This is a genomic window from Deltaproteobacteria bacterium (assembly GCA_020845895.1).
Classification (GTDB): domain Bacteria; phylum Lernaellota; class Lernaellaia; order JACKCT01; family JACKCT01; genus JADLEX01.
Genome location: JADLEX010000023.1, coordinates 59,792 through 79,838, shown reverse-complemented (window position 1 = coordinate 79,838; position 20,047 = coordinate 59,792). Strand labels below are relative to the sequence as shown.

Annotated in this window: 18 protein-coding genes; 13 read left to right on the top strand and 5 right to left on the bottom strand. The window is 64.8% G+C overall.

Going from position 1 to position 20,047, the window contains the following annotated elements:
• The first annotated feature begins 6 nt into the window (after positions 1 to 6).
• From IT350_02775 to IT350_02750, 6 genes are all read left to right on the top strand, one after another.
• Complete coding sequence (locus tag IT350_02775; protein MCC6156949.1) at positions 7 to 1,125, top strand: Fic family protein; 1,119 nt, start codon at positions 7 to 9, stop codon at positions 1,123 to 1,125.
• 603 nt (positions 1,126 to 1,728) lie between these two features.
• Positions 1,729 to 3,288, top strand: a complete 1,560-nt coding sequence (locus IT350_02770) for a hypothetical protein (GenBank protein ID MCC6156948.1) — start codon at positions 1,729 to 1,731, stop codon at positions 3,286 to 3,288.
• Positions 3,285 to 4,070 carry an ABC transporter ATP-binding protein gene (locus IT350_02765; GenBank protein ID MCC6156947.1) on the top strand — a complete coding sequence of 262 codons (786 nt, stop codon included), beginning with the start codon at positions 3,285 to 3,287 and terminating at the stop codon, positions 4,068 to 4,070. Before IT350_02770 ends, IT350_02765 begins: the two co-directional genes overlap by 4 nt.
• A 1-nt stretch (position 4,071) precedes the next feature.
• On the top strand, positions 4,072 to 5,154 hold the full coding sequence (locus IT350_02760; protein MCC6156946.1) for a membrane dipeptidase: 1,083 nt from the start codon (positions 4,072 to 4,074) through the stop codon (positions 5,152 to 5,154).
• Positions 5,155 to 5,280: 126 nt separating this feature from the next.
• On the top strand, positions 5,281 to 6,798 hold the full coding sequence (locus tag IT350_02755) for an MCE family protein (GenBank protein ID MCC6156945.1): 1,518 nt from the start codon (positions 5,281 to 5,283) through the stop codon (positions 6,796 to 6,798).
• Between the two features lie 18 nt (positions 6,799 to 6,816).
• Positions 6,817 to 7,599, top strand: coding sequence for a YhfC family intramembrane metalloprotease (locus IT350_02750; GenBank protein MCC6156944.1), 783 nt, complete (start codon positions 6,817 to 6,819; stop codon positions 7,597 to 7,599).
• Between the two features lie 121 nt (positions 7,600 to 7,720).
• Here IT350_02750 and IT350_02745 read toward each other — a convergent pair whose 3' ends face one another.
• Positions 7,721 to 8,488: a hypothetical protein gene (locus IT350_02745; protein MCC6156943.1), complete on the bottom strand. Its 768-nt coding sequence runs from the start codon at positions 8,486 to 8,488 to the stop codon at positions 7,721 to 7,723.
• A gap of 122 nt (positions 8,489 to 8,610) precedes the next feature.
• Here IT350_02745 and IT350_02740 point away from each other — a divergent pair, with 122 nt between their 5' ends.
• The 4 genes from IT350_02740 to IT350_02725 all read left to right on the top strand — a co-directional run bounded on the left by IT350_02740 (position 8,611) and on the right by IT350_02725 (position 11,961).
• Positions 8,611 to 9,354, top strand: coding sequence for an SIMPL domain-containing protein (locus IT350_02740; GenBank protein ID MCC6156942.1), 744 nt, complete (start codon positions 8,611 to 8,613; stop codon positions 9,352 to 9,354).
• Positions 9,355 to 9,456: 102 nt separating this feature from the next.
• Complete coding sequence (locus IT350_02735) at positions 9,457 to 10,509, top strand: type III polyketide synthase (GenBank protein MCC6156941.1); 1,053 nt, start codon at positions 9,457 to 9,459, stop codon at positions 10,507 to 10,509.
• 8 nt (positions 10,510 to 10,517) lie between these two features.
• Entirely contained in the window at positions 10,518 to 11,276 is a 759-nt protein-coding gene (locus IT350_02730) for an enoyl-CoA hydratase/isomerase family protein (GenBank protein ID MCC6156940.1), read from the top strand.
• A gap of 7 nt (positions 11,277 to 11,283) precedes the next feature.
• Complete coding sequence (locus tag IT350_02725; protein ID MCC6156939.1) at positions 11,284 to 11,961, top strand: hypothetical protein; 678 nt, start codon at positions 11,284 to 11,286, stop codon at positions 11,959 to 11,961.
• A 58-nt stretch (positions 11,962 to 12,019) separates the two neighbouring features.
• On the opposite strand, the gene IT350_02720 is transcribed toward IT350_02725, so the two are convergent.
• Both IT350_02720 and IT350_02715 read right to left on the bottom strand, forming a co-directional pair.
• Positions 12,020 to 12,901, bottom strand: coding sequence for an endo alpha-1,4 polygalactosaminidase (locus tag IT350_02720; GenBank protein MCC6156938.1), 882 nt, complete (start codon positions 12,899 to 12,901; stop codon positions 12,020 to 12,022).
• A complete protein-coding gene (locus IT350_02715; GenBank protein MCC6156937.1) occupies positions 12,889 to 14,598 on the bottom strand; it encodes a fibronectin type III domain-containing protein in 1,710 nt (569 codons plus the stop codon). The genes IT350_02720 and IT350_02715 overlap by 13 nt, the downstream gene beginning before the upstream one ends.
• A 150-nt stretch (positions 14,599 to 14,748) precedes the next feature.
• Here IT350_02715 and IT350_02710 point away from each other — a divergent pair, with 150 nt between their 5' ends.
• A complete protein-coding gene (locus IT350_02710) occupies positions 14,749 to 16,296 on the top strand; it encodes a hypothetical protein (protein MCC6156936.1) in 1,548 nt (515 codons plus the stop codon).
• Between the two features lie 6 nt (positions 16,297 to 16,302).
• Here IT350_02710 and IT350_02705 read toward each other — a convergent pair whose 3' ends face one another.
• Positions 16,303 to 17,445 (bottom strand): hypothetical protein, encoded by a 1,143-nt coding sequence (locus IT350_02705; protein MCC6156935.1) that lies wholly within the window; start codon positions 17,443 to 17,445, stop codon positions 16,303 to 16,305.
• A gap of 161 nt (positions 17,446 to 17,606) precedes the next feature.
• Here IT350_02705 and IT350_02700 point away from each other — a divergent pair, with 161 nt between their 5' ends.
• The gene (locus tag IT350_02700; GenBank protein ID MCC6156934.1) at positions 17,607 to 17,810 is read left to right on the top strand and encodes a ribbon-helix-helix domain-containing protein; all 204 of its coding nucleotides are present in this window, start codon (positions 17,607 to 17,609) and stop codon (positions 17,808 to 17,810) included.
• Positions 17,803 to 18,555 carry an orotidine-5'-phosphate decarboxylase gene (gene pyrF, locus IT350_02695; GenBank protein MCC6156933.1) on the top strand — a complete coding sequence of 251 codons (753 nt, stop codon included), beginning with the start codon at positions 17,803 to 17,805 and terminating at the stop codon, positions 18,553 to 18,555. The genes IT350_02700 and pyrF overlap by 8 nt, the downstream gene beginning before the upstream one ends.
• A gap of 63 nt (positions 18,556 to 18,618) precedes the next feature.
• Here the strand turns inward: pyrF and IT350_02690 are convergent, their stop codons facing one another.
• Complete coding sequence (locus tag IT350_02690; protein MCC6156932.1) at positions 18,619 to 19,947, bottom strand: hypothetical protein; 1,329 nt, start codon at positions 19,945 to 19,947, stop codon at positions 18,619 to 18,621.
• Positions 19,948 to 20,047 lie beyond the last annotated feature (100 nt).

The window sequence follows — 20,047 nt, the reverse complement described above, 5'->3', positions numbered from 1 at the left end:
ATTCGCATGTCCGGCGCGGTGAAATATCACGAGGGGCGGTTTCCGCCCAAGGGTCTCGATTGGGAGCGGCTGGTTCCCTTGGTCGGCCCCGCGACGGCGGCGCTCGCCCGTTACGACGGATTGCTCATCGCGATTCCCAACTCATCCGTGCTGCTCAGTCCGTTGACAACGAACGAGGCGGTGTTGTCGTCACGGATCGAGGGCACGCAGGCCACCATCGGCGAGGTGCTGGAGTACGAGGCTTCGCCGGGCGGACCGTCTCTCCCGCCCGAAAAAATCGCCGACATCCACGAGGTCATCAACTATCGAAACGCGATGCTGGAGGCCGAACGTCTGCTGCGCGAATTGCCGCTATGCATCCGTGTGTTGCGCGAGGCACACAGGATCCTGATGTCGGGCGTGCGCGGACAAGGGAAGGCCCCGGGCGAGTATCGCCGCATTCCGAATTGGATCGGCCCGCCGGGGTGCGGGATCGAAGATGCGCGATACGTGCCGATCGAGGCGGGGTCGCTTCCGGATGCCATGAGCCGCTGGGAGACGTATGTGAACTCGGATCAGCCCGATGTCCTCGTGCAAACGGCCATCATGCACGCCGAGTTCGAGGCGTTGCATCCGTTTCTCGACGGGAACGGGCGGCTCGGCCGAATGTGGATTCCACTTTTTCTGTTTCAGCGCGGGGTGATTCGCCGCCCGTACTTTTTCATCAGCGAGTATTTCGAAAAGCACCGCGACGCGTATTACGACAGCCTCCTCGGCGTGTCGCGCGATCACGACTGGACGGCGTGGTGCGTGTTCTTCCTAAAGGCGATCGTCGAACAGGCGGAGGCGAATCGCACGAAAGCCGAAGCCATCGTTCGTCTTTACCGACGCATGAACGAGGAGCTGTCGGGGATGCTCAAGTCCCAGTTCTCCTCCCTCGCGGTCGAATTTCTCTTCCAGAGGCCCATTTTCAGCGGTTCGGATTTCGTTCACGCTCGTATCCCCGAACCGACAGCCCGAATCTTGCTCAACAAGCTGAGAGATTTCAATATCTTACGTGAAATTCGTCCTGCTGGAGGTCGCCGCGCGGCCATTTTTGGGTTCACGGAACTCGTCAACATTACTGAAGGTGAGCCCGTCCTTTGAGTCGAGTCTGCTCGACTCAAAGAGCGTTGTCTCTACTGAAAGGCCGTTTCAGTAGAGACAAGTGGATTTGAACCCAACAGAATCGTGACAAAACGAGAGCCGTGCTTTGTTCCCGTGTGTCGTTGAGGCTTCGTCCTTTTCTTGCGGATTTGAGTCGAGTCTGCTCCCCTCGCCAGAGTTTGTTGCTACTGAAAGACCCTTTCAGTAACGACAAACGGACTTGATGCCACCAGAATAGCGACAATGGAGTGGCAGGGAGCCTCCTCGGGGTTCGAGCGACGCTCCTTCGACGATCCACCCTCCATATTTGGCGTGCTCGCCGTGTTCGAGTTTCGGTGACGGCGAGGACGATGACCCGTACACCATTCCCCTCCTCGCCTTCGGCGCGCAAAGTCGTCAGCCGTCCCCCGCGGCCAACTTGTCATCCCTCCCCGCTTCGTATTAACTAGGGCGGCTACGACAAACCGGCCCGTCTTGCGGCATACGGGAGGGCCGGTTGTCGCGGCTTGCTGTCGTGTTTTGACTTCGATCCGAAAATGACCTAATCAGAACGCCGATTTCGATGAGCCTCCTCGTGGGTTTATTGAAAAAGGGGCTCGATCCATGACGCAGTTCCGCGCCGCAACGCCTGGGGCGATCGCGAAATACCTGCTCGCGCACCGGCAGCGCGTCAAGCTCTCGTTCTGGCTGGGCGCGGGAGCGTCCACGTCCAGCGGAATTCCGGGCGCCGACGATCTCGCCGCGGCGATTCACGCGCGTTTTCCCTATCTGCCCGACGAGCCCGACAACCGCGTCGATTCGCCGTACGCGCAGGCCTTCAACCGGCTGCGGCCGTTCTCGCAACGCACGTTCCTGAACGAAGTCAACGACGGCGCGCGCACGATCAACTGGACGCACCTGCTGCTCACGCAGCTCGTCAACACCGGCTGGGTCAACCTGATTCTCACGTCGAATTTCGACACGCTGCCGGTGCGTTCCGCGCACTTTCTGCACGACGCGAAACCGCGATTCGTCGATCTCGCGCGCGACGTGAAGTCGAGCGCCGAAGGACTCGAGCCCGGCACGGTGGTTTACCTCAACGGTATGGCCGACAATCACGCGCCCGCCAGTGAGGAAAGCCTCAAGCGACACGACGCTGTGATCCTGCAGATGCTCTACCGCGCTGCGCTCGATTCCGTCGTCATCGTGCTCGGCTATTCGGGCCGGCGCGATCCGCTCTTCGACCGATTCGCGCGAATGCCCGAGGCCGGCAACGGCCTGTTCTGGGTGACGCGCGATCCCGAGCCCGACGCGCACGTGCAGGAGGAAATCCTGGGTACGGGTCGCTACGCCGATTTTCTCGGCAAAACCGACGCCGACCGCTTCATGGCCGAGCTCGTGCTCGCCGGAATGGGCCTGCCCGACCCCGAGCCGCTGGCCGATCGCGAGCGCTACTGGGCCGATCACGTCGCGCAGATCGACGTGCGGCCGATCGGCGGCAACGGCACACCGCCGCCGTGGACGCCGCCCGCGCCATCAACACCGCCGCCCGTCTCGCCACCTTCCTCCGCGATGGAGGCGACGTTTGAGGATACCGCGTCCGCCGTCGAAGTGGCGGAGGCCGATCTCATTGCCGACGCGCGCGTGCATGCGGATCTCGCGGCGAAGGCCGATGAATCCATGATCGTCGAGCCGCAAGTCGACGAACCCGAGGTCGATGAGCCCGCGCCCGCCCAGATCCTCGAGGCCGAGGTGACCTTCGCGCAGGCCGCGGCATCCGTACTCGACGTGGAACCCGTGGAGGACGTCGTCGAGGAACCGACCTTGACCGAGGACGTGTACGAGCCGACCAACGGATTTCATGCCGACGAGATGATCGGCCAGGCGCAGGAAGCCCTCGTCATGGGCGATACCGACGATCTGATCGAGATCGCGCTCAAAGCGTTCGAGATGGAGGTCACGGACGCGTTCGATGAGCTGACTGAAACGCTGCTCGAATACGGACGCGAACTTTTCGGTCACGAAAACCTGAAAGACTCCAAGCGCGTTTTCGAGATGGCCGTGCAGCTTTCGCCCGACCGGCCCGAGCCCTGGCGCGCGCTCGCCGATCTGGCGCGGCGGATGGGCGATCACGCCGCGGCCCGGTCGCTCGATGAAAAGGCGCGCGAACGCAACGGCTCATGAGTGACGCCCCCGCCGCCGCGCCCGACGGCACGCCCGTCATTCAGATGCTCGACGTGTACAAGTCCTTCGGCGCCCACAAGGTGCTGCAGGGCGTCAACCTCACGTGCGAGAAAAATCAGATCACCATCCTGATCGGTCGTTCGGGCAGCGGAAAATCCGTCACGCTCAAGCACCTCATCGGCCTGCTCATGCCCGACGCGGGGCGCGTGCTGATCGACGGCATCGACATGACGCAGCTCGGCCCGATCGAGCTCAACAACATGCGCCGCAAGTTCGGCATGCTGTTTCAGGACGGCGCGCTCTTCGACTCGATGAACGTGGCCGAGAACGTGGCTTTTCCGATCAAGGAGACGCGCAAGTTCACCAAGTCCGAGATCGCGGAAAAAGTGCGCGACGCGCTCGAAGAAGTCGGCCTGCACGGAGTCGGCCAAAAAATGCCGTCGGAGCTGTCGGGCGGCATGCGCAAACGCGCGGCGCTCGCGCGGGCGATCGTGCTCGGTCCCGACATCATGCTCTACGACGAGCCGACCACCGGCCTCGACCCCATCATGACCGACTCGATCCACCGTCTCATCAGGAGCACCAAGGAACACCTGGGCCATACGAGCTTCATCATCAGCCACGACATCTCCGCGGCGATGAAGATCGCCGATCAAATGGCCGTGCTCTACGAAGGGCGCATCATCGCGACCGGCCCGCCCGACGAGATCCGCCGCCACGACCACCCCTTTATCCAGGCGTTCCTCGCGGGCGAGCACGCCGGATTCGACGATCAGGCCTGACGTGGGCGCGACGCCGACCGCGACCGGCGCGTACACCGAGGCGAACACCTCGCCCGAAACCTCGCCTTCGCTCGAACGCGCGCGCGAGTTGCATCGCTCGTGTCTCGTCGCCGACCTGCACATCGACATCCTGCTCACGCACGACCTGCTCGGCTACGACATCGCCAAACGCCACCGCAACATGGTGCCCCGGGCGCCGCTCGTCTGGCAGGCCGACCTGCCGCGCTTTCGCGACGCCGGCATCGACATCCAGGGACTCGGGCTCGTGTGTTCGCCGCTGTCGTCGCCCCGCCGGCGCGCGGGAAAAATCCGCCGCCAGCTCGAATACCTTCATCGCGTGTGCGACGCGCACCCCGGCGAGATCCACGTGATCCGCGACCGCACCTCGATGCGCGAGGGGATCGACGCCGGGCGCATCGGTGCGTTCTGCGGCATCGAGGGCGCGCACGCGCTCGGGGGTCGGATCGAGCTGCTCGGGATGTTTCACGAACTCGGCGTGCGTTACATGACCTTCGCGCACTTCTCGGGCAACGAGGCGTGCGAATGCGCGATGGGCTTGGGCTCGCGCTCGGGCCGCGACAGGGGACTCACCGACTTCGGCCGCGCGCTGCTCGCCGAGTGCGAACGGATGGGGATCGTCGTCGATCTCGCGCACGTCAACAAACGCGGCTTCATGGAAGCGTGCGCGCGCGCCGAAAAACCCGTCATCGTCAGTCACACCGGCGTTTGCGGCGTGAAAAAAACCTGGCGCAACATCGACGACGAGCAGATCGAGGCCGTCGCGAAAAACGGCGGTGTGATCGGCGTGATCTTCGGCCCGCAGTTCACGGGGCGCACGTGGTTCGACGATCTGTGGTGCGTCGCCAGGCATATCCTGCACATCGTGCGCGTCGCGGGCGCGGACCACGCCGCGTACGGATCGGACATCGACGGCTGGCTTTGGACGATGCCCGCGGGGATGCGCGGCATTGAGGATCTGCCGCGCCTGACGGCGCTGCTGCTCGATGCGGGCCTTTCCGAAGCCGACGTGAAAAAGATCATCGGCGGCAACGTCGCGCGGGTCCTCGAGCGCACGCTCGCGTGATGTCGCGATGGGATGGCCGTCCGGGCCGATCGGTGGAACCCCCCGTTCGCCGCGAGGCGTCGCCGATTGCGTTTTGGGGGCTCGGATAGTAGAAAAACCTCACCTTAAAGCGGCCTTGGGAGATCCATGCGAAAACTCACGACGGAGACGAAGGTCGGCATCTTCTTCGTCGTCGTCTTCCTGCTCATCGCCTGGATCTCGACCCGGCTCGGCGACTACGCCATCGGCGACAAGTACCCGAACCGATATGCCGCCCGTTTTCCCACCGCGGCCGGCATTCAGAAAGACACCAACGTCTATTTGGCGGGCATCAAGATCGGCGTGGTCGAAGAGACCCGGCTGGACGGCGGCAAGGGTCTGGTGACGATGAAAATCAGCGCCGATGCCAAGATTCCCGACGACAGCCGCATCTCGATCGCCAGCCACGGTTTTCTGGGTCAGAAATATATCGAAATCCTTCCGGGCGCGAGCCGACAGGTCCTGGAACCGGGCAAGGAATTCGAAAACGTGGACGATTCGGGCGACATCGCCGCCCTGACCGGCAACCTCAACGACGTGGCCGAGGACATCAAGGCGGTCACGACGAACCTGCGCGAAGTCTTCGGCGGCGAGGAGGGACAAGAGGGCATCCGCGACGTCTTCATCTCGCTCAACACGATCACGACGACGCTCGCCGACACGCTCGAGGCCAACCAGGATCGCATGGACGCGATCATGGCGAACGTCGAGAGCTTTTCGGGCAACCTGTCGTACGTGACGTCGAAGAATCGCGAGGAAATGTCGCGCACGGTGGCGGCGCTGCCCGCCATCGCCGAAAACCTCAAGGACATCAGCGGGCATTTGGCGACGGTGATGTCCACCAATCGCGAGGACATCTCGGCGACGCTCGAAAACCTCGTGGCGGTCACCGAAAACCTGTCGCGCAGCCTCGAGGCCTTCGCCAACGTCGCGCAAAAGATCGACGACGGGCAGGGCACGCTGGGCAAGCTCGTCAACGACGACGAGACGATCACGTCACTCAACGAGGCCGTGAGCGGCATCAACGACTACGTGCAGCGCCTCACGCGCCTGGAGATGGAGTTCAAGTACCGGGGCGAATACCACATCGAGCAGCAGGAGGCGAAGAGCTTCTTCGCGCTCAACATCCGGCCGAATTACGACAAGGTCTACATGCTCGCCCTGGTCGACTCGCCCAAGGGACGCACACGCACCACCGAAATCGAGACGACCACCGTGGAGAACCCCGACGCGGCGGACGAGGAGACGTCGGTCAAGAACGAGACACGTCGCGTGACGAGCGACGAGCTGCTCTTCAGCGCGCAGTTCGGCAAGCGCTGGCACGACTTCCTGTTCCGCGGCGGCATCATCGAGTCCAAGGGCGGCGTCGGCGTCGAGTACTTCCTGTTCAAGGACCACTTGGACATCGCGTTCGAGGCATCGGATTTTTCGAAGGACAACAACCCGCGCCTGAAGACCTACATCGACCTGATGTTCCTCGATCACTTCTTCGTGACGGCGGGCGTCGACGACTTCATCAACAAGTATGACGACCCGCGCTGGTTCCTGGGCGCGGGCCTGTATTTCAGCGACCGCGATCTGTCGATTCTCGCGTCGAGCCTCCCCACGAGTGGAGCCGGCCTGTAACGAAGCACGGAGGCCGCGATCCTACCGCAAACATCCGCGCCAGCGCTGCTCATCGCCGCGTTCGCCGCGTCGGCTGTTCTCGTCGCGCTGCTTGTTTTCGTCGTCCCCCGCATCTGGCGCGCACGAACCGGCGCGGCATCGCGCTATGTGTGGTGGGGCGTCGCGACCTTCTTCATCTTCCAGATCGCCACGCGCATCCCGCTCGTCGCGATCCTCTCCAAACTCGCGGGACTCGGCGCGGAGGCAAGCCGCACAACCACCCTCGTCGTCGCCGTGCTGCTCTCGTACAGCGCGGGGCTCTTCGAGGAGGTCGGTCGTTATCTGGTGCTTCGATGGTGGTGCAAGCCGAAACCCGGGGACACGCACGCGTGGCGCGATGCGGTCGCCTTCGGACTCGGCCACGGCGCGCTCGAGGCGTTCGTGCTGAACGTGTTGCCGTTCGCCGGTTTCGCCGTGCTGTTTTCGATCCGCATCGACGCTCCCCCGCCGGAACTCGCCGCCGTGATGGGCCAAATTCTGAAGACCCCCGCGCACATGCCGTTCCTGGGTGTGATCGAACGCGCGATGGCGTTGGGGCTGCACGCGTCGCTGGCCGTGATGGTGGCGCGCGGGATCAACGCGGGCCGCGCCGGCAAAGCGGTGCTCGCCGCGATCTTCGTGCACGGCACGGTGAACCTGATCGCGCTCGCCCTCATGCAGGCTGCCGGTTGGTGGGCCGCGGAGATCGCAGTCGCGGTGAGTGTGGCGGGGTTGGCGTGGTGGGCTGTCTCGACGCGCGGCGAGGCGGCGTTCTCCGCGTAGTCCGAATGCGCCGAACGGGACTGATTGGAGCGTGGCGCGGGCGCCCTCGCCCGCGACGATGTGAATTCCCCGGCCGGGGGCGGCCGGGCCACAATTCAAATCGTCATTCTTTGGACTCGCCTCAGTCGTAGGTCTCCCGGTCGCCGCCGATACCCACGAGCACGTAGGGTCCCGTCATGTGGAACTCGGGTCCGCCCGAGACGTTGAACGCGCCGCTGCGCCAGTCCGCGGCGGGCGGCGTCCACATGTACCCGCCGCGCGCGGAGATCACGAAGTGCTCCTGCCGCCCCTTGCGGTCGAAGGTCGGGATCGTGACATCCAGCACGGCGCCGGCGTCGAGGATGAAGTTGTGGGCGGTCATGTTCAGCACGCGCCGGGTGGAGGTGTGCGCGACCTCGACCGAATTGCCGCCCTTCTCGGTGTGCGACATCTGGAGCCACCCGTAGCCGATGCCGATCATCGGGTAGCAGTTGAAGACGGTGGGCGGGACCATGTTGAACCCGACGTGGCCAATGATCGCGCCGCCCATCATCGCCGACTCGAAGCGCGTCGAGCTGTCCGACTCGCGGATGAAGATCGGCACCATGAAATCGCTGCGGAGATTGCCCCGGCGGTAGAACGACTCGAAGCCCACCGTCGTGAAGTTGCCGTCGAACTCCGGGTAGCCCCACTTCTTCAGCGTCGAGTTGATCCGGTCGAAGTCGAAGAACACGCCCCCCACCTGCAGCAGCCCGCCCCCGAAGTGCGTTTCGCGCTCGTCGTCCAGACCGTCGTCATACGGGTTCGCGCCGCCGTCGTCCTGGGCGAACGCGAGACCGTTCGTCATCAGGACCGCCAGGATCACCAACAGCGCGGAGACGAATGCGAGCAGGGCCGAGCGAAAGGTCATGTCGATCCTCCGGGAAAAAGGACTCGGGCGATCTTCCCGAAACGACGCGGGCGACGCAAGGCCGCGCCCGTTGCCCGTCCGAGCTGTGCGGGTGTAGAGTCCCTTCCAACGCGGAGGACTCGATGTCGAAGGACAACTGGCCGTTTTTCTGGGGCATGCTCGCGCTGGCCGTGGGGATCTCGCTCGCCGGGCGTTTCCTGTCGAACACCGTGCGCGATCTGAAAAGCGGCGAGGAGATCATCAGTTCGACCGGTTCGGCGACGAAACCGATCCAGTCCGACTTCATGATCTGGCGCGGGCGGCTCTCGGCGACCGGTGCAACCTCGCAGGCCGCGTTCCCCGAGATCAAGCGCCACGTCGAACGGCTCAAGGCCTACTTCCAGAAGGAGGGCGTGAAGCCCGAGGAGCTCGTCTTTCCGCCCATCGCCACCTCGCCGATGTACCAGACGCGCGTGTTGGAAGGCGACCAGACGATCAACGAGGTCGTCGGCTACGAGTTGTCGCAGGGCTTCGAGATCCAGTCGACCGACGTCGCGCGGGTCACGGCCGTCTCGCGCAAGGTGACGGATCTGATCGAAGAGGGCGTGCCGCTGGAATCCTACGCGCCCGAATACTACTTCACCAAGCTCGCCGAGATGCGCATCGAGATGCTCGGCCTCGCCACGGACGACGCCAAGGTTCGCGCCGAGAAAATGGCCGACTCCGCGGGCGGCAAGGTCGGTGTGCTGCGTTCGATCAGCTCGGGCGTGTTTCAGGTGACGCCGCGTTATTCCACCGACGTGTCGGGCTACGGCATGAACGACACGACGTCGCTGGAAAAGGACATCACCGCCGTCGTGAAGGCGGCTTTCGCCGTCGAGCACTAAAATAGTCCCCGGCGTCACGGGCTGAACATTGCGCCCAATGTCGCGCCGATGGACATGCGAAATCGGACGCGATAGCGTCGAGGCTTGCAAGCCGCTGACGCCATGACACGTTCGGATTTCATCGCGCCGCGCATCGCGGCCATCGGCACGGCGAATCCGCCGGACCGCTACACGCAGGATCAGTTCCTCGATCTGTTCCGTGTGGATGATCCCCGTTCGCGCGCGTTGTTTCGCAACAGCCATATCGAATCGCGCCATCTCTATCTGCCGCCCGCCAACGGCGACGGCTACGCCGACGAGTCGCCCGAGGAACTGATCGGCAAGCATCTGCGCGGCGTGCTCGACATGGGCGCGCGGGCGGTCGGCGCGGCGCTGGACATGGGAGAGCTCGCTCCGGGCGACATCGACCAACTCGTGACCGTCACCAGCACGGGGTTTTTGTGTCCGGGCATCAGCGCGCATCTCGTGCGTGCGATGGGATTTCGCGCCGACGTGCACCGGCTCGACATCATCGGCATGGGCTGCAACGCCGCGCTCAACGGCCTCGCGCCGGCGGCGTCGTATGCCGGTGCGCACCCCGGCGCGCGGTCGCTGCTGCTGTGCTGCGAGGTGTGCTCCGCGGCGTATGTGCACGACGAGACCATGCGCACCGCCGTCGTCAACTCGCTGTTCGGCGACGGCGCGGCGGCCGCCGTGCTCACGACGGGGAATTCCGAAACGCACCCCGCGGTGCTCGGTTTCGAATCGCACATCATTCCCGAGGCGATCGACGCGATGCGTTTCGACACCGTGGGCGGCAAGCTCTCGTTTTTTCTCGATCACAATATCCCCTACGTCATCGGCAATAACGTGCGTGTGCCCGTGATGCGCCTGCTGGACCGCTTCGGCCTCAAGCAGCGAAACATCGCGCACTGGCTCGTACATTCGGGCGGAAAGAAAGTCATCGACAGCATCAAGTACAATCTCGGCCTCACGAATCACGACGTGCGCCACACGCGCGCGATCCTGCGCGGCTTCGGCAATCTCTCGTCGGCGTCGGTGCTGTTTTCGCTGGCGCGACTGCGTGACGAGCAAATCGCGAAGGACGGCGACTACGGCGTGATGATCGCGATGGGCCCGGGCACGAGCATCGAGACGGCGCTGTTGCGCTGGTGAGGAGAGAGATGGGTTACGAAACACTGACGCTCACGGACGGCCCGCGCGTCGCCACGCTCACGCTGAACCGGCCCGAAGCGGGCAACGCCACGAACATGAAGATGGTGCGCGAGCTGGTCGCGGCGTGCGAGCATCTGGCCGACGAGTCGAAGGCCGATGTGCTCGTCATTCGCGGCGCGGGCGACGTGTTCTGCTCGGGCATTGATCTCGCCGATTTCGAGCCCGGCCGCGCGGCGGACATCAATGGCTTTCACAAGTGGGAAAAGGCCTGCACCGCGATCGAGAAACTTCCCAAGATCACGATTGCGCAGATCAACGGCGAGTGCGTGGGCGGCGGCGCGCAGCTCGCGCTCGTGTGCGATTTTCGCCTGATGGCGCGCGGCGCTCGGATCGGCTTCAACGAGGTGCGTCTCGGTTTTATCCCGGGCCTCGCCACGTTCCGCCTCGCCAAGTTCATCGGCCTGGGGCGCGCCAAATCGATCGTGCTCACGAGCCGGATGCTCGCGGCGGACGAGGCCGAGCGGATCGGGCTCGTCGATCGGCTCTACGACCCGGTTGACGCCGACGCCGCGCTCGCGAAAACGATCGACGAGTTTCTGCCGTTCAACGCCGTCTCGCTCGAACTCTCGCGGCGGCTGCTGAACGAATCCTACGCGGTCGAGTACGAGGATTTCGTCGGGCATTTTCTCGCGGCGCAGCATAGGTCGATTTCGGACGAGCCCTTCGCGGCGCATGTCGCGAAAGCCCGCACGAAAAAATCCGATTGAGCGCGCCATGACCGTCGGCCCCCTCGACTACGATCCCGCATGGCTCGAACGCATTCGCCCGATGCGCGAGCCCGACGTTCCGCGCGTGGCGGCGATGCATGCCGAGGGCATGGGACGCACCATCTGGGGTCGGCTCGGCACGGGATTTTTGAGCGAGATTTACGCGGGCATGATCGCGCGCCGCGATTTCATCGGCTTTGTGTACGAGGACGGCGAGGGTGCGGCGCGCACGGTGCGCGGCTTCATCGCGGGCAGCGAAAACCCGCGCCGCATGATGCGCGACATCGCCCGTGCGCGGGGCGGGCGTCTCGCGTTCGCGGCGCTGGGCGGGCTCATCCGCCGACCGACTCTGCTCGCACAGGTCGCGTCCACACCGTTTTACTTCTCGCGCAGCCGAGTGGACGACGACGTCGCCGCCGAGTCGCTGTTTTGCTGTTTCGACCCCGATCTGCGCGGCACGCGCGTCTCGGGCCTCATCAACAAGGTGCTCTTCGACGAACTCGCGCATCGCGGCCATGCGCGCGTGAAGATCACGACGGAAACGGACAACGAGGGCGCGAACCGCCAACTCGCGTCGTGGGGATTCGAAAGTCGGGGCGAGTTCCGCTTCTACGGCAAGACGATGCGCGTATGGGTCCTCGATCTCGCCGCGTCGCCGCGCGTGGAGTCGGTCAGGCGGTGGTGACGCGCTCCGTGTCGCGCACCTCCTGTTTTGCCGCGAACCTCCTGTCGTGTCGCGACCCTCACACCGCGTCGCAGGACAGGCGTCGCGCCGTCAGATCCCACTCTTTGACGATCGTGGAAAGATCGGGAAACGTGCCGCAGATATCCTCGGCGAGCGCGGGCGCATCGGGCCAGTCATCCACATATTCCGCGTTGAAGACGGCTTTTCCCGCCGCGAGAAAATCCGCGTAGGCGCCGCACTCGTCGTACGCGTGACATTCCTCGTTGAGCGCCCAGTCGAAATCGTCGCGCAGGTCGTCGATCTGTCCCATGTCGTTTTTCAGACCGATCGAAAGCCCGCGCGCGTGCGCCGCATCCGCGAGGAAACGGTTGTAATCGATCTGATCCGACTCCGTCAGGCCGAGGCCGTTGTCGTTGTCGTAACCGTCCACATTGTCCGGCTCCACGCCATCGCACCCTTTTACGACCGCCACATCGAGACGCGCGAGCATGATTTCTCGGACGGCGGCGTTGGTGACATCGAGCCAGCGCTCGCCTTCCCAGCCATCCAGATTGTTTCCGAGCGCCTCTTCGGGAAACTGCGAGGCATCCTCGCGCCAGTCCTCAAGACTGCCCGCGGAAAAATAACAGATCACCACGCGCCCGCTGTCGCGAAGGGCTTGCATCATTTGGCCCGGAACATCGAAAAGATCGATGTCGTACATCTCGACGTCAAACGACTCGTCGATCGCGCCGCTCAGTTGCCATTGCCACGTCGTGCCGGGCGCAGGGCGCCAGATATCGGCGGCGGCGTCCGAGTCGTTGTCGCTCGAATCGTCGTCGTCATCGTCGCCGCCGGCGCACGCCGACGCGACGGCGAGGAGAAGGACGAGACCGATCGATGCGACCAGAGCGCGAAACGGGTCGGGAAAGAGTGTGTACGCCGCGTCTAGCATCCGCATCCTCCATCGTTGTCGTCGCCCGATTCGCCGGAAGAGTCGCCGCCCGTCGCGTCATCATCCGCCGTCGCGTCGTCATCCGCGGAGTCGTCGTCGTCCGGGAACCACGTGTCGTCGTCGGAATCGTCATCCGTCGTATCGTCATCCGCTGTGTCGTCATCGGTCGTGTCGTCGTCGGTCGTGTCGTCATCCGTCGAATCGTCGTCGGTATCGTCGTCCGGCATCGCGGGCAGCACCGTGACATCGAGTTGGGCCGTGTCGGTGTTGCCGTCGTTGTCGGTGACGGTCAGCGTCACCGTGTAGGTTCCCGGTCCGTCCCACGCGTGATCCACGATGACGCCGGAGCCCGACAAGCCGTCGCCGAAATCCCAGTCGTAGTCCGCGAGCGTGTCGCACGGATCGAAGGCGTCCGACGCGTCGAAGGTTGCCGGCTCGAGCGCCTCGATGGCGCCCGCGGGACCCGTGAACGCCGCCGTGGGATAGCCGAGTTCCTCCTTGCTCCACTCGAACGAGTCGTAGGTCAGGCCGAACTCGCTCTTGACCGTGAGCCGCATGCGGTTGAATGCGACGTCGAAGATGACGTAGTGCGTCGCGCCGATGCCCTTGAGGTAGAAGTTGTTGAAGATGTTGAGGATGGGATTCACGAACGCGCCCGCGCCCCCCGACACCAGGTACATCGTGCCCAGCGAATAGTCCTCGCCCGCGATCGGCGTGCCGTTGCGGACCGGCTTGGTGCGCTCGTACATGTGGTCGTGGCTGCCGATGTTCACGTCGATCTCGTGCGTGTCGTACACCGGCAGGAAGTACTGCTGGCACTCGGGTTCGGAGCCGTGCGTGGTGCCCGACGAATACGTGGGCCGGTGCTGGAACGAGATCGTCCACGGCGCGTCGGTGTCGCCGAGTTTTTCGTCCATCCATGTCGCCTGCTGCTGGTAGCCGGTCGCGCCGTGCTCGGTGGAAAGCGCGAAGAAGTGGACCGGGCCGACGCGGAAATCGTACCAATCCTCGGTGCCCGTGACGTCGTTTACGGGAAACGCGAAGTTGTCGAGGAACGCGCTGACGCCGTGGTGTTCGTGGTTGCCCCACACCGCCATGATGGGGAACTTCGACAGGTCGCCCTCGGCACGGTCGAAGAAATCCTCCCAGCCGTCTTCCTGTTCGTCGCCGTCGGCGATCATGTCGCCGCCGAAGAGAATGAAGTCGGGGTTTTCGTCGGTGGCGGCGTCCATGACCGTGGACCAGTAGATCGACGCGCCCGAGCCGGTGGACGAGCGCGCGTCGCCCATCGAGATGAAGCGAAACGGTGCGCACAGATTGTCGCCCGCAAACGCGGTCTTGAAGGTTTTGTCGCCAGACCAGTTCGATCCGCCGTCGCCCACGCGGTAATGATAGGGCGTGTTTTCGGCGAGGCCCGTGATCTCGACCGTGTGGCTGTAACCGCGGCCCTCGGGCAGCGCGGCCCATGTGCCGGTCGCGCTCTGGCCGTAGCTCGCGGTTGGTCCGTACTGCACCACCTGGTCGGTGACGCCGTTCATCGTGCGCCACATGATCGTCATGGTGTTCGCGGGGTCGTTCTGCCACGACAGATGGACGTAGTCCGGGGTCGGACCCGGATCGGCCGCGCCCGCCGCGCCCGCCAACAGCAATATCCAAGCCGACACCACCACCCAAACGCACGCAAACGCGACGCGACCGCGCATCGGAGGACCCCCGCAACGAGTAGAATTGACTAGTTTATCGCGAAAGGACGACGCGAACAACGCCACCCGCCAATGGGCTGTGGAGCGTCACGCCGATCGGAACGGGGACAAGGGAACGCGGGATTGACGATGCGGCCAAAACCGGAAAGCATGACGCGCTTTTTTGAAGACGGGACGTGCGGCGTGATTTGCACGATTCATATTCGACGATTCCTCGCGTGGGCGCTGGTCGCGGTGCTCGCGACGGTTCTGGTTGCGTGCGGCGGGGGCGGCGACGAGGACGAGGAAGAGGACGAACAGGAAGAGGACGCCAACGCGCCCACCGCCGAGGACCTGCTGCGCGAACGCACCGGCTACACATGGAGTCTTTCGGAAGGCGACGCCGGCGTGCCGACCCCCGGCGGCTGGCGATTCCTCTTCGCGTTTCGGCTCGACTCCACGCAGCTCGGCATGCTGGACGGCCTGTGGTCGGTGAACTTCGATGAGATCAACGCGACGCTCGCCGAGAACGGCGGCAGCCTCGCCGGTGCGGGGCTCGACCTGTCGGGCATCGAACACCAGATCGCGCTGACGAAGGTTGACGACGGCGCGAGCGAACCGCGCTTCGTTCACAAGCTCGCGTGGGATGGCGCGGTGATGCGCCTCGACGACGAGGCCGCCGCACTGCTGGGCGACGCGGTCGGGCCGGCGGGTTCGGGCTGGTATGCAGCCTACGCGGCGCAGGGAGAAGTCGGATTCGCCACGGGCACGGTCGCATCGACCTGCGAAGGCGAGGCGGTCACCGCCGTTCGCGTGACCGGCGGTGCGCGTTCGATCGCCGCGTTGGCGCGAGCGAGCGGGGCGTTCGCCGTTCCCACCGCGCGCGAAGCGTCAGCCGCCGATTGGGGCCGCGCCGCGACCCTGGTGGCGACCGGCGACGGCTGCGTCTCGGCTCTCGCGGTTCCGATTACGGATGTCGCGGCAAACCCCAATCCCAAATGCGGCGTGGCGGGCGTCGGCCCGGACTGCGCGACGCCCGTGGGCGCAATGTTTTCCGACGGCACGGTTGTCGTCTCCGGCGCGGAATTCGACCTCGCGGCGGACGGCGTTGCGATCGGCGCCGCCGATGATTGCGTGAATTGCGATTTCGAAACCGGCGACACCACAGGATGGACCGCCGCGTCGATCGGCGAATCGGGTGACTGCCTGTCGACGGACATCGCGGCGTACGCCGACCTGTTCCCGGCGGGCGACGAGGCGGCGTACGGGCTGCTGACCACGGGTGGCGACGGACGCACCGCATGCCTCGCCGCGCGCGCGATCGTCGTGCCCGATGGCGCGACGAGCATGATCCTCTCCTACGACCTGCTCACGCAGGACGCCTCCGAGTGGCTTGGCTCGCCTTACGCCGACACGGCGTTCGCGTTCGTCGCGGGCGGGACGCGCGGATTCGCGGTCGATCGCACGATGGAGAACGGATCGGGCGGCGACTTCGGCGACATTCCGGGATCGGCATCGACGCTCGGCGGCATCGCGACGTCGGTGGATGCGTCGTACAACGCGGGGGGCGCGGTGTGGGACGCCCATTTGGCGAGCGGTGGATTCGCGGCGTGGCCGGTTTATCCCGGCGAGACGATCACCCTGGTGCTGGGCGTCGCCGATACCGCGGACCCTTACTGGGACAGCGCGCTCGTCGTCGATTTCGTGCGCTTCGAGTAGCGCGAACTACTTCCGCCCGCCGCCCTTGTCCTTGTCGTCGTCGTCGTCCTTGTCTTTGTCCTTATCCTTCTTGTCCTTGTCGTCGTCCTTCTCGTCGTCGTCTTTCTTGTCGTCTTTCTTGTCGCCCCGATCGTCCTTCAGCGGCGGCACCGCGCCCGGCTTTTTGTCGAGATCGCGATCGGGATCCTTCGAGCGGTCGGGGTCCTTCTTCGGCTTCTTCATCTCCCGCTCCAGCCGATCGTCGTCCTTTCGCGGTTTTTTCATCTCGCGCTCGATCCGCTCGTCGCCCTTTCGCGGTTTGACCCGCCGATTGTCCTCCGGTTTCTTCGGCGCATTCAGCTTGTCCGATTCGGCCGGGACGTTGCCCTTGTGGAGTCGCGTCTCGCGCCGCTTGTCCCACGCCCCGCCGATCGTCAGAAACACGTACGACATGCTCGCCGAGGCGTCGGGCGTGTCGCCCGAAACGTCGTCGCCCGAGCTGTTCCGCCATTCGCCGGTCGCGATCGCCGGCAGCCAGCCCACGCGCCCGCCCACCGACAGCCGCGAGAGCCATTCGCGGCTCTTCCACTCGGCCACGTACACGTCAAGTTGCAGCGCCAGATGCCCCGCCAGCGCCGTGCGGCTGATGTCGGTCGAGCGCGGAATGTCGGCGATCTCGGCGTCCACCGTGGTGCTCGGCGACGATCCCGCCCGCCCGCTCGTCGAATCGCGCGCATCGTCGATCGTCGACTGCGTGTCGGCGCTCCAGTCGATGCTCAGGCTTTGGCCGGTGAGGGCGAGGCCCGCCAGAGCAAACGCACGCACGCGCCGCGTATCGATGAACGCGTAGCCGCCGTCGAGGCCGATGAAGAACGCGCCGAGGTCCAGGTCGCCCGCCGAACCCGACTGCGACTGCCCGCCGCCGCCGAGAAAGCCTTCGAGGCAGATGCGGTCGAGCCCCGCGCCGAACCACGCACCGATCGCGGGCGACCACGTGCGGAAGTCGTCGGCGTTCACCGCGGCAAGCGCGTCGTTGTACGCCGGCGCGTCGATGGTGTGGATGCCGAGCCCGCCCCCCGCGAACGCGAAGGGCTGATCGTCCAGCGCCGTCGCCGTTCCCGTTGCGAACATCACCACCGTCACCGCCAGTACGCCAATCACCCGTCGCATCGCTGTCTCCGTTCGGATCCAAGACAGAGCATTCATAGCACGTGCCTTCCTTGGAAAAAAACCTGAGCGAAGAGCGAATGACAGGTGCGGGCCGGAAAGTGCCGAGGTATCTTTGACAATCTTAATTATTCAGATTATTAAGAAGCGAACTGGAGCATGCCATGGTGGAGCGAAAAATCCCCGTCAGTGTGTCTTTCGACCCGAACCTGCTCGAAGAGCTTGACAGAATCTCCGCGAGAACAAAGATTCCCCGCAGCGTCCTGATCCGGGATGCCGTGGCGAGTTACATCGAGTACTTGCAGCCCCAGCGCGAGCTGCCGATCAGACCGCTCAAAGCCATGTCACGGGAGCTCCAAGATGACTGAAGCCGCCGACCGACTCATTGTGGCGCTGGACTTTTCCTCTGCCGACAGCGCGAAGACTCTCGTCGACCAACTGGATGGCGTTGTCTCGTTTTTCAAGGTCGGCTTGGAACTCCACCTGGTCGGCGGAACCGAGATGGTGAACTGGTTGCTCGCCCGGGGGAAACGCGTTTTTCTCGATTTGAAGTACAACGATATCGAGGAGACCGTCGAGCGCACGGTGCGTCAGGCCGCCAAACTCGGGATCAGTTTCCTCACTGTCCACGGCGGGGGAAAAATCGTTCAGGCGGCCGTCAATGGGCGAGGAGACGCGGACCTGAAGATTCTGATCGTTACGGTTCTCACGAGTCTGGACAACGACGACATGCGGGACTTGGGATTCGCGTGCACGGTGGACGACCTCGTGCTGGCCAGGGCGAAGCGGGCCGCAGAACTCGGTTGCGACGGAGTCATCGCGTCGGGACGCGAAGCTCGAACCATTCGCGAGCAGGTCGGCGGTCAGATCGTCATCGTCACCCCCGGCATCCGCCAATCGGACGGAAGCATGGACGATCACAAGCGCCACGTCGACGCGCGGACCGCGATTTGCGAAGGAGCGAATTACATCGTCGTCGGACGCCCGATCCGAAATGCCGCTAACCCTCGCGCCGCCGCGGAAGAATTCGTTCGACAGATCCAAGCCGGACTCGACGGCCGCGTGCAAAGCGGCGGCAAACCCCCTTTCAATTCGGCCCACGCTCCGGTTTGATTCCCGGCGACCCGTGCCTTCACGCTGGCGCGCCGCGAACGACGCGGGCGTGATCGCTCCCTGTCAATTCGGGCTCAGCTTCACCAGCGGGCTCGCCACCGCTTCGCGCGCCGACGCGGCCACGCCGCTCTTCTGCAGATACTTCGCGAAGTCCGTCATCATCGCGTCGTAGAGCATCTTGGCGATCACTTCGCCGCCCTCGCGCGTCGGGTGGAACAGATCCGCCGCACCCAGTTGCGGCTTGGCCTTGTACCAGCGCGCCATCGAGCCGTTGCCGCCCATCGCGTCGTACGCGCTCCAGAACGCCGCCTTCTGCTGCTTCGCCACCTCGCGCTGCGCAGCCACGATCTTCGGCAGCATCGGACTCGTCACCAGATCGCCGCCCGATTTGGTCGCGCGGTCGAGCGGCGCCTGCCACAGGATCGACGCGCTGGGCACGGCTTTGCGCGCGCGCTCGATCAGCCGCGCGACCTGCTTCTTGTACGCCTCCAGATCGAGGTCGGGCGAGGTGTCGTTGGTGCCGAGCGCGAGGATGATGAGATCGGGATTGCGGTGACGCAGGTGCGCAATCCAGTTGTCCTCGTTCGCCGACAACCAGCTCGGCACGCCGGTGCCGTTGACGCCCAGCGCGTCCCACACCACGCCGGGCCCGTCGCGGCCCAGGATCACACCGTAGGCGCGCGAATCCTTGGTGAGCGCGGTGATCTCGATCGTGTGTTTGCCGTCGGGCAGCTTGAACTCGGCCACGCCCTCGGCGTCCGCGCCGGTGGCGACGACCGTGCCCAGGCTTTTGCCGTCGATCGCGACCGCGAACGAGCCGTTGTCGGGACGCACCGGCACGAGCAGTTCGAATCGCGAGACGCTCTCGCCCGTCGGCCCGCCCTTCGCGGTGCCGACCTTCGTCGTCGCCTTGTCCTTGTATGCGAGCAGGTACGCGCCGCCGAGGCCGAAGCGCCGGTCCTTGACGTCGTTTTCCTTCACGTCGCTCGAAATCCACGTCGAGTCGGGGTCGAACTCGACGTCGTAAGGCCGATACCACGGCTTGGGCCGACCCATGAGCACAAAACCGCGGCCGCCGTCGCCGAAACGCGCCGCCATCAATCGCCGCATCGGCCCGGGGGTCAGGTCCATCTCGATCGTCGAATCCCCGAAGTGCGCCACGCGCGTCACCGAGCCGGACAACTTCGCGGCGCTTCGAGAAAGCTGCGCGTAGAACGCGTTCATCGCGCCGGTTTCATCCTCGATCGGCTGGATCTTGCCGCGCGATTCCTTCGCCAGATCGGCGGCGATGGCGGCGGCGTCGGCCCCCGAGGCCGGCGCGGCGCGCCATGCGGCGGACGCGATCAGGGCAACGAGAGCGACGAAGACGACGGTGCGGAAAATCGGGCGCATGCACGGCTCCGGTTTGTGGGCGTTGCGAGAACGGCAGTTTAATGGTTGCGCGGGAAATGGGGAACAGATGTTGCCTCCCGCCCGGCTTTGGCCGATCATT

Coding starts and splice junctions, on each gene's coding strand:
- IT350_02775 (MCC6156949.1), top strand. CDS start 7: ATGTCCGGCGCGGTGAAATATCACGAGGGGCGGTTTCCGCCCAAGGGT.
- IT350_02770 (MCC6156948.1), top strand. CDS start 1,729: ATGACGCAGTTCCGCGCCGCAACGCCTGGGGCGATCGCGAAATACCTG.
- IT350_02765 (MCC6156947.1), top strand. CDS start 3,285: ATGAGTGACGCCCCCGCCGCCGCGCCCGACGGCACGCCCGTCATTCAG.
- IT350_02755 (MCC6156945.1), top strand. CDS start 5,281: ATGCGAAAACTCACGACGGAGACGAAGGTCGGCATCTTCTTCGTCGTC.
- IT350_02745 (MCC6156943.1), bottom strand. CDS start 8,488: ATGACCTTTCGCTCGGCCCTGCTCGCATTCGTCTCCGCGCTGTTGGTG.
- IT350_02740 (MCC6156942.1), top strand. CDS start 8,611: ATGTCGAAGGACAACTGGCCGTTTTTCTGGGGCATGCTCGCGCTGGCC.
- IT350_02735 (MCC6156941.1), top strand. CDS start 9,457: ATGACACGTTCGGATTTCATCGCGCCGCGCATCGCGGCCATCGGCACG.
- IT350_02730 (MCC6156940.1), top strand. CDS start 10,518: ATGGGTTACGAAACACTGACGCTCACGGACGGCCCGCGCGTCGCCACG.
- IT350_02725 (MCC6156939.1), top strand. CDS start 11,284: ATGACCGTCGGCCCCCTCGACTACGATCCCGCATGGCTCGAACGCATT.
- IT350_02720 (MCC6156938.1), bottom strand. CDS start 12,901: ATGCGGATGCTAGACGCGGCGTACACACTCTTTCCCGACCCGTTTCGC.
- IT350_02715 (MCC6156937.1), bottom strand. CDS start 14,598: ATGCGCGGTCGCGTCGCGTTTGCGTGCGTTTGGGTGGTGGTGTCGGCT.
- IT350_02710 (MCC6156936.1), top strand. CDS start 14,749: ATGACGCGCTTTTTTGAAGACGGGACGTGCGGCGTGATTTGCACGATT.
- IT350_02705 (MCC6156935.1), bottom strand. CDS start 17,445: ATGCGACGGGTGATTGGCGTACTGGCGGTGACGGTGGTGATGTTCGCA.
- IT350_02700 (MCC6156934.1), top strand. CDS start 17,607: ATGGTGGAGCGAAAAATCCCCGTCAGTGTGTCTTTCGACCCGAACCTG.
- pyrF (MCC6156933.1), top strand. CDS start 17,803: ATGACTGAAGCCGCCGACCGACTCATTGTGGCGCTGGACTTTTCCTCT.
- IT350_02690 (MCC6156932.1), bottom strand. CDS start 19,947: ATGCGCCCGATTTTCCGCACCGTCGTCTTCGTCGCTCTCGTTGCCCTG.